This window comes from Mesorhizobium sp. M0159 (genome assembly GCF_040322295.1).
GTDB lineage: Bacteria > Pseudomonadota > Alphaproteobacteria > Rhizobiales > Rhizobiaceae > Mesorhizobium.
In genome coordinates this window covers 321,792-335,604 of sequence record NZ_JAMYTF010000002.1, presented here as the reverse complement: position 1 = coordinate 335,604, position 13,813 = coordinate 321,792, and the positions used below count along the sequence as shown (strand labels likewise).

The 13,813-nt window shown below is 62.8% G+C and carries 12 protein-coding genes; 7 read left to right on the top strand and 5 right to left on the bottom strand.

Going from position 1 to position 13,813, the window contains the following annotated elements:
* Window positions 1–34 precede the first annotated feature (34 nt).
* Entirely contained in the window at window positions 35–523 is a 489-nt protein-coding gene (dps, locus tag NKJ32_RS03570; RefSeq protein WP_023676226.1) for a DNA starvation/stationary phase protection protein Dps, read from the top strand.
* A 43-nt stretch (window positions 524–566) separates the two neighbouring features.
* On the opposite strand, the gene NKJ32_RS03565 is transcribed toward dps, so the two are convergent.
* The 5 genes from NKJ32_RS03565 to uraH form a co-directional block, all read right to left on the bottom strand.
* Complete coding sequence (locus NKJ32_RS03565; RefSeq protein ID WP_352697161.1) at window positions 567–1,064, bottom strand: hypothetical protein; 498 nt, start codon at window positions 1,062–1,064, stop codon at window positions 567–569.
* Window positions 1,065–1,130: 66 nt separating this feature from the next.
* Window positions 1,131–2,108 carry a xanthine dehydrogenase accessory protein XdhC gene (gene xdhC, locus NKJ32_RS03560; RefSeq protein ID WP_352826810.1) on the bottom strand — a complete coding sequence of 326 codons (978 nt, stop codon included), beginning with the start codon at window positions 2,106–2,108 and terminating at the stop codon, window positions 1,131–1,133.
* 62 nt (window positions 2,109–2,170) lie between these two features.
* Entirely contained in the window at window positions 2,171–4,522 is a 2,352-nt protein-coding gene (gene xdhB, locus NKJ32_RS03555; RefSeq protein ID WP_352826808.1) for a xanthine dehydrogenase molybdopterin binding subunit, read from the bottom strand.
* On the bottom strand, window positions 4,522–6,003 hold the full coding sequence (gene xdhA / locus NKJ32_RS03550; RefSeq protein WP_352634922.1) for a xanthine dehydrogenase small subunit: 1,482 nt from the start codon (window positions 6,001–6,003) through the stop codon (window positions 4,522–4,524). The genes xdhB and xdhA overlap by 1 nt, the downstream gene beginning before the upstream one ends.
* 1 nt (window position 6,004) lies before the next feature.
* Complete coding sequence (gene uraH / locus NKJ32_RS03545; RefSeq protein ID WP_352620696.1) at window positions 6,005–6,379, bottom strand: hydroxyisourate hydrolase; 375 nt, start codon at window positions 6,377–6,379, stop codon at window positions 6,005–6,007.
* A gap of 172 nt (window positions 6,380–6,551) precedes the next feature.
* On the opposite strand from uraH, the gene puuE reads away from it, so the two are divergent.
* The 6 genes from puuE (at window position 6,552) to NKJ32_RS03515 (ending at window position 13,799) form a co-directional block, all read left to right on the top strand.
* Window positions 6,552–7,985: an allantoinase PuuE gene (gene puuE / locus NKJ32_RS03540; RefSeq protein ID WP_352783854.1), complete on the top strand. Its 1,434-nt coding sequence runs from the start codon at window positions 6,552–6,554 to the stop codon at window positions 7,983–7,985.
* A gap of 63 nt (window positions 7,986–8,048) precedes the next feature.
* On the top strand, window positions 8,049–8,897 hold the full coding sequence (locus tag NKJ32_RS03535) for a bifunctional allantoicase/(S)-ureidoglycine aminohydrolase (protein WP_023676221.1): 849 nt from the start codon (window positions 8,049–8,051) through the stop codon (window positions 8,895–8,897).
* Window positions 8,894–9,397 (top strand): ureidoglycolate lyase, encoded by a 504-nt coding sequence (locus tag NKJ32_RS03530; RefSeq protein ID WP_023676220.1) that lies wholly within the window; start codon window positions 8,894–8,896, stop codon window positions 9,395–9,397. The genes NKJ32_RS03535 and NKJ32_RS03530 overlap by 4 nt, the downstream gene beginning before the upstream one ends.
* Window positions 9,397–9,990: a nucleoside deaminase gene (locus tag NKJ32_RS03525; protein ID WP_031211650.1), complete on the top strand. Its 594-nt coding sequence runs from the start codon at window positions 9,397–9,399 to the stop codon at window positions 9,988–9,990. The genes NKJ32_RS03530 and NKJ32_RS03525 overlap by 1 nt, the downstream gene beginning before the upstream one ends.
* Before the next feature lie 85 nt (window positions 9,991–10,075).
* Window positions 10,076–12,058 (top strand): CocE/NonD family hydrolase, encoded by a 1,983-nt coding sequence (locus NKJ32_RS03520; protein WP_352826796.1) that lies wholly within the window; start codon window positions 10,076–10,078, stop codon window positions 12,056–12,058.
* Between the two features lie 154 nt (window positions 12,059–12,212).
* Entirely contained in the window at window positions 12,213–13,799 is a 1,587-nt protein-coding gene (locus NKJ32_RS03515) for an ABC transporter substrate-binding protein (protein WP_352701670.1), read from the top strand.
* Window positions 13,800–13,813: the final 14 nt, after the last annotated feature.

Here is a 13,813-nt window from a genome sequence, read left to right as displayed (position 1 = left end):
AACCACGCGGACGCAACCGCCACAGGAGCCGATCATGGATGCCATCGCCACCCGCAATGACCTGCAATCCAATGCCAAGAAAGAGTGTATCGATCTTCTCAATGCCCGCCTCGCCGACGCCATCGATCTGGCCTTGATCACCAAGCAGGCGCACTGGAACGTCAAGGGACCGCAATTCATCGCCATCCACGAGATGCTCGACACGTTCCGCGAGGAGATCGACGGCCATGTCGACACCATTGCCGAGCGCGCCGTACAGCTCGGCGGCACGGCGCTCGGCACCTCGCAGGAGGTGTCGAAGGCGACTATGCTGGAGGCCTATCCGACCGACATCCACAAGACCCGAGACCATCTAGCGGCGCTGATCGACCGCTATGCCGCAACCGCCAAGCGGGCACGCGCGGCGATCGACGAGGCGGCTGGCGCGGGCGATGCCGACACCGCCGACATCTTCACCGCCTATTCGCGCTCGCTCGACAAATTGCTGTGGTTCCTTGAGGCGCACACGCAGGAGAAGGAATAGCTCTTTTTGGACGGCGCTATTTGCTCGGCGCGCCGGGGTTCGATTAGAAATTCCTCTCGAACTTCGGCACCTCAAGCTTCACCCGGCGATTTAGCTCATCGTGTCCGCCCTGGAACGCGGTGTAGCCAATGCTGATTTTCTTGGAACGAAGCTGGAAATCTCCTGTCCATTTGCGACCAGCCCATTCGATGTCTTCCCACCGAATAAATCGAGGCGGCATGAATGGCTGCCGGATTCCTATTCCCTCGACATTCCAAAAGACTACGCGAACATAAAAGAACCAAATCCACCCGATCAGGCTCAGACCAAAGCCAACCAGTAGACCAAAAATCCAGGGAAGTTGCTCGCTCGGTGTTTCGCTGTGTCCGGCAACCACAACGACCGCGATAAAGCCCGCAAGCAGGACCGCAAACACATGCACAAACCAGGTGGCGCGGAGTGTTTGCTCGCCGGCGTGTCGCGCAGCGGGCGTTCGCGATCCTATTGTAGACGCCAAGAAAACTGCAAAAGCAGCCAGAAGAGCTATGACAAGCTGTTTCATCAATATGCGCTGCTCGTGTTTTTCTCGGCCTTACGCGCCAACTGCTCCAGTCTTTCGTTCATAGCATCAAAAAGTCTGCGACGATGATGCGGTCGACCGACCACCGCCCGGTGATTGGGAATATTTTGGCCCGTCGACGGGTAAATAATACCTCGCCAATGCCGTTATGATTTCGGCCGCGGCGAGCGCTGCAATGACTTGCGGACGCTTGTCTTTCACCGCATCGCCGCCGATCGGCGAGACGAGGCGGGCAAATTCCGCCTCGCTTCCGTCCGCCGACTTAAGGAACCAGTTCCGGAACGTCGCCTTCTTGGTTCTGGAGCCGATCATGCCGACATAGGCGGCATCCCGGCGTTTCAGCGCCTCGGCGATGATCAGGAAGTCCAGCGCATGGTCATGTGTAAGGACGACGAAGGCGGATCCAGCCGGGGCTTCGCGCACCATCGCCTCAGGCATCGGCGTCAGCTTGGTTTCGACCGCTTCCGGCATGCCTTCGAGCGCCTCGGCTCGCGTCTCGACAACGACGACATGCACCGGCAGCAAGGCCACCGCGGAGGCCAGCGCCTGGCCGACATGGCCGCCGCCGAAGATGTAAACATGCGGCAGGTGCGCCGCCTCGGCCTCCGCCTCCGCAACAAGCTTGGCCTCAAGCGCGGCGTCGACCAGCCGGATCAGCAGCTCGACCCTGCCGCCGCAGCACTGCCCGATCTCCGGGCCGAGCGCGATGTCGAGGGTGGCGACAGCGTTGCGGCCAGCCCCCTTCTCCCCGTCACCATACGGGGAGAAGGTGCCGGCAGGCGGATGAGGGGCGGCGCCAACCTCGCCAGGGCCTCCGGCAGATCGACCAAGCATCTGCCGCGCTTTGTCGATCGCCATGTATTCGAGCTGGCCGCCGCCGATCGTGCCGAAAGTGGCCGATCCCGAGACGAGCATGAAGGCACCCGCCTCGCGCGGCGTCGAACCTTTTGTCCCGGCCACCTCAACTAAGGCGGCCCGGCCGGCACCGGCAAGAAAGGCTTTCAGGCTCTGCACTTTCGCGTTCATCATTCGCGTTCCCTATCGGGAAATATAGAGTTTTTCGGCCTGAATTGCACGTTTTCCGGGATTCAAGTGCCGGTCCTGGCTTCCCGCTTCAGCCGTTCGATCGCCAGCAGCACACGCTCCGGCGTGGCCGGCGGGTCGAGGCGCGGGCAGATCTTGTGGCTGGCAACGCTCGCAACTGCGTCCGACAGCGCATGCAGCACCGACATTGCGAGCGGAAAGGGCGGCTCGCCGACCGCCTTGGAGCGGTGCACCGTCGGCTCGCCTGCTTGCGCCCAGTCGGCCAAAGTCACATTAAAAATCTTCGGCCGGTCCGACGCGAGCGGGATCTTGTAGGTCGATGGCGCATGGGTACGCAGCCGCCCCTTGTCGTCCCACCACAGTTCCTCCGTCGTCAGCCAGCCCATGCCCTGGATGAAGCCGCCCTCGATCTGGCCGAGGTCGATGGCGCGGTTCAGCGAGCGGCCGGTTTCGTGCAGGATGTCGGTGCGCTCGACGACATATTCGCCGGTCAGTGTATCGACCGAGACTTCCGAGCACGCGGCGCCATAGGCGAAATAGTAGAAGGGATGGCCCTCGCCCTTGTCGCGGTCCCAATGGATTTTCGGCGTCTTGTAGAAACCCGCCGCCGAAAGCTGGATGCGCGCCATATAGGCCTGCCTGACGAGATCGGCGAAGGCGATCTCCTGGTTGCCGATGCGCACGCGGTTGGGCAAGAACAGCACCTGGTCGCGCGGCACCTGGTATCTCTCGACGGCGAAATTGATCAACCGGTCCTTGATCTGGCGGGCGGCATTCTGCGCCGCCATGCCGTTGAGATCGGAGCCGGAAGACGCGGCGGTGGCCGAGGTGTTCGGCACCTTGCCGGTCGTCGTCGCGGTGATCTTGACCTGATCGAGGTCGATCTGGAACTCTTCCGCCACGACCTGCGCCACCTTGACATAGAGGCCCTGCCCCATCTCGGTGCCGCCGTGGTTCAGATGCACCGAACCATCGGTATAGACATGCACCAGCGCGCCGGCCTGGTTGTAATGGGTGGCGGTGAACGAGATGCCGAACTTGACCGGCGTCAGCGCCAGTCCGCGCTTGATGAAGCGGCTGTTGGCATTGAAAGCATCGATGGTGCGGCGGCGCCTCGCATAGTCGGAACTCGCCTCCAGCTCGGCGACGATGCGGTGGATGACGTTGTCCTCGACCGTCTGGTGATAGGGCGTGATGTTGCGGTCGCTGGTGCCGTAGAAATTCTTCTTGCGGATTTCGAGCGGGTCCTTGCCGACGGCAAACGCGACTTCGTCGATGACGCGCTCGGCGCCGACCATGCCTTGCGGGCCGCCGAAGCCGCGAAAGGCGGTGTTCGATACCGTGTTGGTGTAGAGCGGCGCCGATTGCGCGTGCACCGCCGGCCAGAAATAGGTGTTGTCGCAATGGAACAGCGCGCGGTCAGTGACCGGGCCGGAGAGGTCGGCCGAGAAGCCGCAGCGCGCCGCGAACATGAAATCTACGCCCAGAATATTGCCCTCGTCGTCGAAGCCGACCTCGTAGTCGACGAGGAAATCGTGGCGTTTGCCGGTGGCGATCATGTCGTCGTCGCGGTCGGGCCGGATTTTCACGGCCCGATGATGTTTCTTCGCGGCGATAGCGGCCAATGCCGCAAACTGATTGCCTTGCGTTTCCTTGCCGCCGAAAGCGCCGCCCATCCGGCGGATTTCCACCGTCACCGCGTGGCTCGGAACACCGAGCGCGTGGCTGACCATGTGCTGGATTTCGCTCGGGTGCTGGGTCGAGGAATAGATGGTGACGTCGTGGTCCTCGCCAGGAATGGCCAAGGCGATATGGCCTTCGAGATAGAAATGCTCCTGGCCGCCGATGCGCATCTTTCCCTTCAGCCGGCGCGGCGCCGCCTTGATCGCAGCCGCTGCATCACCGCGCTTCAGCGTCAGCGGCGGCGTGACCAGCTTATCCATCCGTGGATCGAGCTCACCGACATCGGCGACGAACGGCAATTCCTTGTATTCGACCTTGGCCAGCCTCGTTGCACGGCGCGCCTGCTCGCGGGTTTCGGCAATGACGCAGAAGATCGGCTGGCCAAAGAATTGTACCTTGCCGTCGGCCAGCACCGGCTCGTCGTGACGGCCGGTCGGCGAAATGTCGTTCTCGCCTGGCACGTCGCTCGCCGTCAGCACGTCGATGACGCCGGGTGCGGCGCGCACCGCCGACAGGTCCATGCTGGTGATGGTGGCATGCGTCGCCGTCGAAAGCCCAAGGCAGCCGTGCAGCGTGCCGGCCGGTTCCGGCATGTCGTCGATATAGACGGCCGTGCCACTGACATGCTTGTGCGCGGAATCATGGCGCTGGTCGGTGGCGACGCCGCCGGCGATTTTTTGCGCCTTCAGGTTTGGGGTGGCGTGCTTGTTCATCATGCCGCCTCGTGCCGTGATACCTGGATCGGCGCCCGGGTGCCGGTGGTTTCGGCAAAGAAGCGCAGCAGCAGGTTGCGCGCCGCCAGCGCCCGGTATTCGGCGCTTGCCCGCATGTCGGTCAGCGGCGTGAAATCGCCGGCGTACGCGGCCATCGCCGCCTCGACCGTCGCTTCCGTCCACGGCTTGCCAAGCAATGCCTTTTCCACGCCAAAGGCTCGCTTCGGCGTTGCCGCCATGCCGCCGTAGGCGATGCGCACATCCGCCACCGTGTCATCCGCGGCGAGCTTCAGGGTAAACGCCCCTAGCGCTGCTGTGATGTCTTCGTCGCGGCGCTTGGTGATCTTGTAGACGGCAAATTTCGTCTCGCTACCTGGCACCGGGACATGCACGGCCTCGACGAATTCGCCGGGCTGCCGGTCCTGTCGGCCATAGGCGATGAAAAACTCCTCGAGCGGGATCGTCCGCCGCTTGTCGCCGCGGCGCAGCGTCAGGCGGGCACCGAGTGCGATCAGCGGCGGCGGCGTGTCGCCGATCGGCGAACCGTTGGCGATATTGCCGCCGATGGTGCCCATGTTGCGCACCTGATCGCCGCCGATGCGATCGAACAGCGGGCCGAGCGCCGGGATGCGTTTCGCCAGCGTCGAGAAGGCTTCGCTATAGGTGACACCGGCGCCGATCGAGATGACGCCCTTGTTCTCGGAAATCCCGCACAGACCATCGAGATTGCCGATGAAAATCGCCGGCGCGATATCGCGCATGTGCTTGGTCACCCAAAGGCCGACATCGGTCGAACCCGCGACGATAGTGGCGCCCGGCTCCTTGACCAGCACGCTGGCCAGATCGTCGGCATTGGCCGGCACGATCAGCCGCTTGTTGCCGGAGCCGATCTCGATGCGCGAACCGTCCTTCATCGCTTCGAGCTTGGTCGTGACTGCCTTGCGCTCCGCCGCCAACGGATCCTTTGCCGCCGAGCCGTAGCTGGAGATGGCACGTGCGGCGCGCATGATCGCCTCGTAGCCGGTGCAGCGGCAGAGATTGCCTTGCAGCGCCTTTTCGATGGCGGCGTCCGACGGCTCCGGCGCCCGCATCCACAGAGCATAAAGCGACATGACGAAACCCGGTGTGCAGAAGCCGCATTGCGAGCCGTGGAAATCGACCATCGCCTGCTGCACGGGATGCAGTTTTCCTGCGTCGCCGCGCAGATGCTCGACGGTCACGACATGCGTGCCGTCTAGCGAGCCAAGGAAGCGGATGCAGGCATTGACGCTTTCATAGACCAGTGTTCCACCGGAGAGCCTGCCGACCAGCACCGTGCAGGCGCCACAGTCGCCCTCGGCGCAACCTTCCTTGGTGCCGCGCAGCGAGCGGTCGAGCCGCAGCCAGTCGAGCAGTGTCTGGTCGGGCGCGACCGTGCCGAGCGCGACGTCCTCGCCATTGAGGATGAACCGGATTTCGTTGCGTGTCTTGATCCCGGCCATCTCAGCTTCCCCGGTAAGTCGAATAGCCGTAAGGCGACATGAGCAGCGGCACATGATAGTGCACCGGCTCGGCCATACCGAAGCGGATCGGCACATGGTCGAGGAAGGCCGGTTCCGGCAGTTTTGTCCCTTGCCGGCGCAGATAATCGCCAGCCGCAAAGACCAGCTCGTATTCGCCGGTACGGAATTCCGCGCCGGCAAGCAGCGGAGCATCGCAACGGCCGTCATCATTGGTGACGACCGTTTTCAGATGCGTCCGGGCCTGACCGTCAAGATGATAGAGCTCGATCGACAGACCGGCCGCCGGTTTGCCGGCTGCAGTGTCGAGGACGTGGGTCGTCAGGCGCCCGCCTTCGGCTTTCGACGTTTCCGCCACTGGCTGCTCCATTCCCTGCACAGTCGAACACTATTCATGAATTGTGCGCCAATTAAAGGCGATGCATAAGTCCCGGTCGAGCGGAGCGCGACAAAAACACTTTCAAAAATTTCGGGGGAATGCGCAGGCACTCCTTTCGACTATCCTGATCACAATTCCGGCAGGAGCGAGAATGCGTTACGAACGAGACATGCGGGGCTATGGAGCCAATCCGCCGGATCCGAAATGGCCCGGCGGGGCGCATGTCGCCGTGCAGTTCGTCGTCAATTACGAAGAGGGCGGCGAGAATTGCGTCCTCCACGGCGACAAGGCTTCGGAGGCTTTCCTGTCGGAGATCGTCGGCGCCGCGCCCTGGCCCGGCCAGCGCCACTGGAACATGGAATCGATCTACGAATACGGCGCCCGTTCCGGCTTCTGGCGATTGCTGCGCCTGTTCAGCGCGGCGCAAGTGCCGGTCACCTGCTACGGCGTCGCCACGGCCCTGGCGCGTTCGCCCGATCAGGTTGCGGCGATGCAGGAGGCCGGCTGGGAGATCGCCTCGCACGGGCTGAAATGGATCGACTACCGCGACCATGCGCCAGAAGACGAGCGCCGCGACATGGAAGCGGCGATCCGGCTGCATTATGAGGTCACAGGCGCGCGGCCGACCGGCTGGTACACCGGGCGCACCTCGATCAACACGGTGCGGCTGGCGGCGGAAGAGGGCGGCTTCGACTATGTGTCGGACACCTATGACGACGAACTGCCCTACTGGTTCGAGCACGTGGCGCCGGATGGCACGGCGAAACCGCAGCTGATCATCCCCTACACGCTCGACGCCAACGACATGCGCTTTGCCACGCCGCAAGGCTTCAACTCGGGCGACCAGTTCTTTGCCTATCTCAGGGATAGTTTCGATACGCTCTATGCCGAGGGCAAGGCAGGACGGCCGCGCATGATGAACATCGGCCTGCACTGCCGCCTCGTCGGCCGGCCGGGCCGGGTCGCGGCACTGAAGCGCTTCATCGACTACGTCAAATCACACGACAAGGTCTGGCTGGCACGGCGCATCGACATCGCAAAACATTGGCAGGAGACGCATCCGTTCCGGTTGCCGGCGCTGCGCCCGTCGAAAATGGAATTCGAGGCCTTCGTCCATACATTTGGCGGCGTGTTCGAGCATTCGCCGTGGATTGCCGAGCGCGCTTATGAGCTGGAGCTCGGCCCGGCGCATGAAAGTGCCGGCGGCCTGCACAATGCGCTCTGCCGCGTCTTTCGCGCGGCAAGCGAGGCCGATCGGCTTTCCGTGCTCAATGCGCATCCCGACCTTGCCGGAAAACTGGCGCAGGCCAAGCGGCTGACGGCGGAATCGTCGAGGGAACAGGCTTCGGCCGGCCTCGACGCGCTCACCGACAAGGAGCGCGAGCTGTTCGCAAAACTCAATGCCGCCTACGTCACCAGTTTCGGTTTCCCCTTCATTATTGCGGTGAAAGGCAAGACCAAGGGGGAGATCCTGGCCGAGTTCGAGGCGCGTATTGGCAACAGCCACGATGTCGAATTCGAAACCGCCTGCAGACAGGTCGAGCGCATCGCGCTGCTTCGTCTCAAGGACATGCTTCCGCAATAGGCTTTGGCTGCCGCGATAGGCCTTGGCGTCCGCAACAGGCTTGAATTTATGGATATGATGAAAATGGCCGAGCGAACCTATTATGCGCCGCAGGGCGGACATCCCGGCCAGAGCGAATTGCTGACCGGCCGCGCTGTGTTCACACAGGCCTATGCCGTCATCCCCAAGGGCGTGATGCAGGACATCGTCACCAGCGCCTTGCCGTTCTGGGATGGGACACGCGTCTGGGTGCTGTCGCGGCCGCTGTCGGGTTTTGCCGAGACGTTTTCGCAATACATCGTCGAGCTCGCGCCTGGCGGCGGCAGCGACCACCCTGAGCTTGACGCCGCCGCCGAAGGTGCGCTGTTCGTGGTCGAAGGCGAGCTAAGCGTTTCGCTTGCCGGCAAGAAACATAGCTTAAGGCCGGGCGGCTTTGCCTTCCTGCCGCCGGCGAGTGGGTGGACGGTGCACAATGAAAGCGGCGCCGCCGTCCGCTTCCACTGGATCCGCAAGACTTATGATGCAGTCGACGGCATCGAGCCGCCGCAAGCGTTCTTTGTCAACGAACAGGACATCGCGCCGACGCCGATGCCGGGTACCGAAGGCCGATGGGCGACCACGCGCTTCGTCGATCCGGCCGACATGCGCCACGACATGCATGTCACCATCGTCACGCTCGAGCCGGGCGCGGTCATTCCTTTCGCCGAGACGCATGTCATGGAGCACGGGCTCTATGTGCTGGAGGGCAAGGCGGTCTATCGTCTCAACCAGGACTGGGTCGAGGTCGAGGCTGGCGATTATATGTGGCTGCGCGCCTTCTGCCCGCAGGCTTGTTATGCCGGCGGGCCAGGCAAATTCCGCTATCTCCTCTACAAGGACGTCAACCGCCACGCCAAGCTTGGCAGCGCCGGCGTCGCGAGACCTACACCATGACCCGCATCGTCGCGCGGCCGCTGACCCGCGAGAATTTCGCCGAATTCGGCGACGTCATCGATATGGGCGGCGACAACCATTATCCGATCAATGGCGGCAAGGCCGAGCGCTACCATGACCTCGCCACCGCGGAAGCACGAGGGCCGAATGCGCGCGTGCTGATCTCGATGGTGCGTGGCACGCACTATGAGCTGCCGTTGAAGCTTACCATGGTGGAGCGCCATCCGTTTGGCAGCCAGGCCTTCATCCCGCTGTCACCACGGCCGTTCCTGGTCGTCGTCTGCCATGACGGCGAGGAGGGCCCGGGCGAGCCGCATGCCTTCATCACCGCGCCCGGGCAAGGCATCAACTATCCGCGCAATTTGTGGCACGGCGTGCTGACGCCGATCGGCGAGCCGCAGGACTTCCTGGTCGTCGACCGTGGCGGCGACGACTCCAATCTCGAAGAGTGCCATTTCTCGCACGCCTACGAGATACATCTTCCCGATGGGAGCCGGTGATGACCGACATTTCGCTGATCGACCGCCTGCTCGATGTCATAGAGCACGACATCGTGCCGAAGACGGCCGAGGGCGTCGCGCATGGCAACAAGTTGTTCGGCGCGGCGATCCTGCGCAAGGACGACCGCTCGCTGGTGCTTGCCGAAACCAATAACGAGACCGAAAACCCGCTCTGGCACGGCGAGGTGCACTGCCTGAAGCGCTTCTACGAACTGCCGAAAGCCGAGCGCGTCGACACCAGGGAGGCTATCTTCCTCGCCACCCACGAGCCCTGCTCGCTCTGTCTGTCGGCGATCACCTGGACCGGCTTCGACAATTTCTTCTATCTGTTCAGCCACGAGGACTCGCGCGACAGCTTCGACATCCCGCACGATTTGAAGATCCTGAAAGAGGTCTTCACCCTCGATCCCGGCGGCTACAATGCCGAGAATGCCTATTGGAAGAGCTTTTCGATCCGCAAATTGGTGCGCTCGCTGCCGGACCCCGAGCGCGGTCGGCTGGAAGCGCGCATCCACACAATATCAACGCGCTATGACGAATTGTCCGGCGCCTATCAGGCCGGCAAGGACGAAAACGACATTCCGCTGAATTGACGCGGATTGACCAGCCGAATTCGTTGACTGGCCCATGACGCGCTCTCACGGGCTCCATCATCTGGCGCTCCTGGAGTTCGCCCGCATGAAAATCGTCACTGAATTCCCCCGAAAGATCGTCGAATTTCCGGATATGGGGATCATCATGCCGGACGGCTGCCGGCTGTCGGCGCGGGTGTGGATGCCGGCCGATGCTGCCGACGACCCAGTGCCGGCAATCCTCGAACACCTGCCCTATCGCAAGCGCGACGGCACGATCTATCGTGATCAGCTGACGCATCCCTATTTTGCCGGCCACGGCTACGCCTCGATCCGCGTCGACATGCGCGGCAATGGCGATTCCGAAGGGCTGATGGACGACGAATATTCCGAGCAGGAATTGCAGGACGCTTGCGACGTCATCGCCTGGGCGGCGGACCAGCCCTGGTGCAACGGCAATGTCGGCATGATGGGCATTTCGTGGGGCGGCTTCAACTGCCTGCAGGTGGCGTCTAAGCAGCCGCCGGCGCTGAAGGCGGTCATCAGTCTCTGTTCGACGGTCGACCGCTATGCCGACGACATCCACTACAAGGGCGGCTGCCTGCTGATCGAGAATTTCGGCTGGGCCTCGACCATGCTGTCCTATTCGTCAAGGCCGCCGGATCCGTTGCTGGCCGGCGACAACAGATGGCGCGACCTGTGGCTGACCAGGCTGGAGAACCAGCCCTTCCTGGCACCGCTGTGGCTGAAGCACCAGCATCGCGATGCCTATTGGAAGCGCGGCTCGATCGGCGAGGACTATTCCGCCATCCATGCCGCGGTGCTGTCGATCGGCGGCTGGCATGATGGCTATCGCAATACGATTTCCCATCTCGCCGTCAATATCGAGGCGCCGGTCAAGGGCATCGTCGGCCCGTGGATCCACAAATACCCGCATTACGCCGCGCCCGAACCGCGCATCGGCTTCCTGCAGGAGGCCTTGCGCTGGTGGGACCGCTGGCTGAAGGACATCGACACCGGCGTCGAGGCCGACCCCGCCTACCGCGCCTATGTCATGGACAGCGTGCGTCCGGCGCGCTGGCATCCCGAGCGGCCGGGCCGCTGGGTCGCTGAATCGGAATGGCCGTCACCTAACATCAAGACGCAAGAGGTTGAGCTTATCGCTGAAGGCAACCACGCTATCGTCGCTTCGCCGCAAAGCTGCGGCCTCGCCGGCGGCGAATATTTCCCCTTCACCTTCGGCCCGGAACTGCCGGGTGACCAGCGCCCCGACGATGCGCTGTCGGTGTGCTTCGACCAGCCGGTGCTGACCGAAACGGTCGACATTGTCGGTGCTCCCGAAGTTGTGGTCAGGGTCTCGTCGGACCGGCGCCAGGCGAACATCGCGGTCCGGCTGTGCGACGTCCATCCGGACGGAGCATCGGAGCTGATTTCCTACGGCGTGCTCAACCTGACGCATCGCAACTCGCACGAATTTCCCGAAGCGCTGGTGCCCGGCGAGACCGTCAGCGCCCGGGTGGTGCTCGACCAATGCGCCTATCGCGTGCCGGCCGGCCATCGCTTGCGCGTTGCCGTTTCGAACGCCTACTGGCCGATGATCTGGCCGTCGCCGGAGCCGGTCCGGCTGGAATTGTCGGCCGCGACATTGATGCTGCCGGTACGCCCGCCGGCGACAGGCGACGAGGTCACCTTCCCCGCTCCCGAAGGTGCTGCGCCCTGGGCAACGGAGACGCTTCGGCCCGCCAATTCCGAGCGTCATGTCGATCGCGACGAAAAGACCGGAATGATCACGCTTTCCATCGTGGACGATTTCGGTGAGGTGCGCGACCTGGAGCATGGCCTCGCCAATGGCAGCGTCGCCAGAGAGACATGGGCGATCCATCCCGACAATCCGCTGTCAGCCTCTGGCAAGACGCATTGGACCCAGACGCTGTCGCGAAATGGATGGTCGGTGCGCACCGAAACCTTCGCCGAAATGCGCTCCGACGCGCAAAGCTTCATAGTTAGCGCCAGAATTGAAGCCTATGAAGGCGAGAAACTGGTCTTCGGGCGCAACTTCGAGGAGAAAATCCCGCGCGCACTGCTTTGAGCGCTTATAGCGATTGGTCCAATTGCGACGCACGATTTACGCCACGGCATGTCGCATTCGGTCTTGCTTACCGCTTTCCCTTACGGTCATTATTCTCCCGATAGAAATGAGAAAAACGACCATAAGGTCAGACCAACAGAGTGAGGAACTCAACATGTCAAACGAACTGGAATTTCTCAGCCGGCGCGTTGCGTCCGGCAAGCTGAGCCGTCGCGATTTTCTCGGCCGGGCAGCAGCGCTTGGCGTCACCGCAACTTTCGCCAACTCGCTGCTATCCAGCGCTTCCCGCGCGGCGGGTCCGGTCAAGGGCGGCACGCTCAAGGCTGGCCTGGTCGGTGGCGAGTCCACCAACAGCCTCGATCCGGCGCTGTTTATGACGCAGGTGCCGTTCGCCTTCGGCAAGATGTGGGGCGAACTGATCGTCGAACTGTCTCCCGAAGGCAAGCTCGAGAACCGCATCGCCGAGGAGATCGGCTCGTCGGACGACGCCAAGACCTGGACGCTGAAGATCCGCGATGGCGTCGAGTTCCACAACGGCAAGAAGGTGACCGCAGAGGACGTGGCCGCCACCCTCGAACGCCATTCGGACGAGAAGTCAAAGTCCGGTGCGCTCGGTTATATGAAAGGCATCGAGAGCATCAAGGCCAGCGGCAAGGAAGTGGTGCTGACGCTGAAGGAGCCGAATGCCGACCTGCCCTACCTGCTTAGCGACTATCACCTGATCATTCAGCCGAATGGCGGCAAGGACAAGGCCGATGCCGGCATCTCGGCGGGTCCTTACAAGGTCACCACCAACGAGCCCGGCGTGCGCCATGGCGGCGAGCGCTTCGCCAATTATTGGCAGGGCGACAAGATGGGCCATGCCGACCAGATAGAGATCATCGTCATCAACGACGCCACGGCGCGCACGGCCGCCCTGCAGGGCGGCCAGGTCCACATGATCAACCGCGTCGAGCCGAAGATCGTCGATCTGATCAAGCGCGTGCCCGGCGTCACCATCCGCAACCATTCGGGACCCGGCCACTACGTCTTCATCATGCACTGCAACACCGCGCCGTTCGACAACAACGATTTGCGGATGGCGTTGAAGCTGGCGATCGACCGCGAGGAGATGCTGAACAAGGTGCTGCGTGGCTATGGCTCGCTCGGCAACGACTTCCCGATCAATGCATCGTACCCGCTATTCACCGAAATCGAGCAGCGCAAATACGATCCCGACAAGGCCAAGTTCCACTACAAGAAGTCGGGCCATGACGGTGCCGTCCTGCTCCGGACGTCGGACGTCGCCTTCCCCGGTGCCGTCGATGCTGCACAGCTGTTCCAGCAGAGTGCTGCCAAGGCCGGCATCACGCTGGAGATCAAGCGCGAACCGGGCGACGGCTATTGGTCGGAAGTCTGGAACAAGCAGCCCTTCTGCGCCTCCTACTGGGGCGGACGCTCGACGCAGGACCAGATGTACTCGACTGCCTATCTGTCGACGGCCGACTGGAACGACACACGGTTCAAGCGTCCGGATTTCGACAAGATGGTGCTGGCGGCTCGCGCCGAGCTCGACGAGGCCAAGCGCAAGGCAATGTACCACGACATGGCTGTGATGGTGCGCGACGAGGGCGGCCTAATCCTGCCGATGTTCAATCAGTTTATCGACGCGACGGGCGCCAAGGTTGCCGGGTGGGTGGATGATCCGCATCAGGAGTTGATGAACGGATATGCTCTGGCGAAGTGCTGGCTCGAAGCCTGAGCCCGGCCTTGCGG

Excerpts from the sequence above, each read along its gene's own strand:
- NKJ32_RS03530 (WP_023676220.1), top strand. The coding sequence starts at position 8,894 with ATGACCCGCATCGTCGCGCGGCCGCTGACCCGCGAGAATTTCGCCGAA.
- dps (WP_023676226.1), top strand. The coding sequence starts at position 35 with ATGGATGCCATCGCCACCCGCAATGACCTGCAATCCAATGCCAAGAAA.
- xdhC (WP_352826810.1), bottom strand. The coding sequence starts at position 2,108 with ATGAACGCGAAAGTGCAGAGCCTGAAAGCCTTTCTTGCCGGTGCCGGC.
- NKJ32_RS03565 (WP_352697161.1), bottom strand. The coding sequence starts at position 1,064 with ATGAAACAGCTTGTCATAGCTCTTCTGGCTGCTTTTGCAGTTTTCTTG.
- NKJ32_RS03525 (WP_031211650.1), top strand. The coding sequence starts at position 9,397 with ATGACCGACATTTCGCTGATCGACCGCCTGCTCGATGTCATAGAGCAC.
- NKJ32_RS03520 (WP_352826796.1), top strand. The coding sequence starts at position 10,076 with ATGAAAATCGTCACTGAATTCCCCCGAAAGATCGTCGAATTTCCGGAT.
- xdhB (WP_352826808.1), bottom strand. The coding sequence starts at position 4,522 with ATGAACAAGCACGCCACCCCAAACCTGAAGGCGCAAAAAATCGCCGGC.
- xdhA (WP_352634922.1), bottom strand. The coding sequence starts at position 6,003 with ATGGCCGGGATCAAGACACGCAACGAAATCCGGTTCATCCTCAATGGC.
- NKJ32_RS03515 (WP_352701670.1), top strand. The coding sequence starts at position 12,213 with ATGTCAAACGAACTGGAATTTCTCAGCCGGCGCGTTGCGTCCGGCAAG.
- puuE (WP_352783854.1), top strand. The coding sequence starts at position 6,552 with ATGCGTTACGAACGAGACATGCGGGGCTATGGAGCCAATCCGCCGGAT.
- NKJ32_RS03535 (WP_023676221.1), top strand. The coding sequence starts at position 8,049 with ATGGCCGAGCGAACCTATTATGCGCCGCAGGGCGGACATCCCGGCCAG.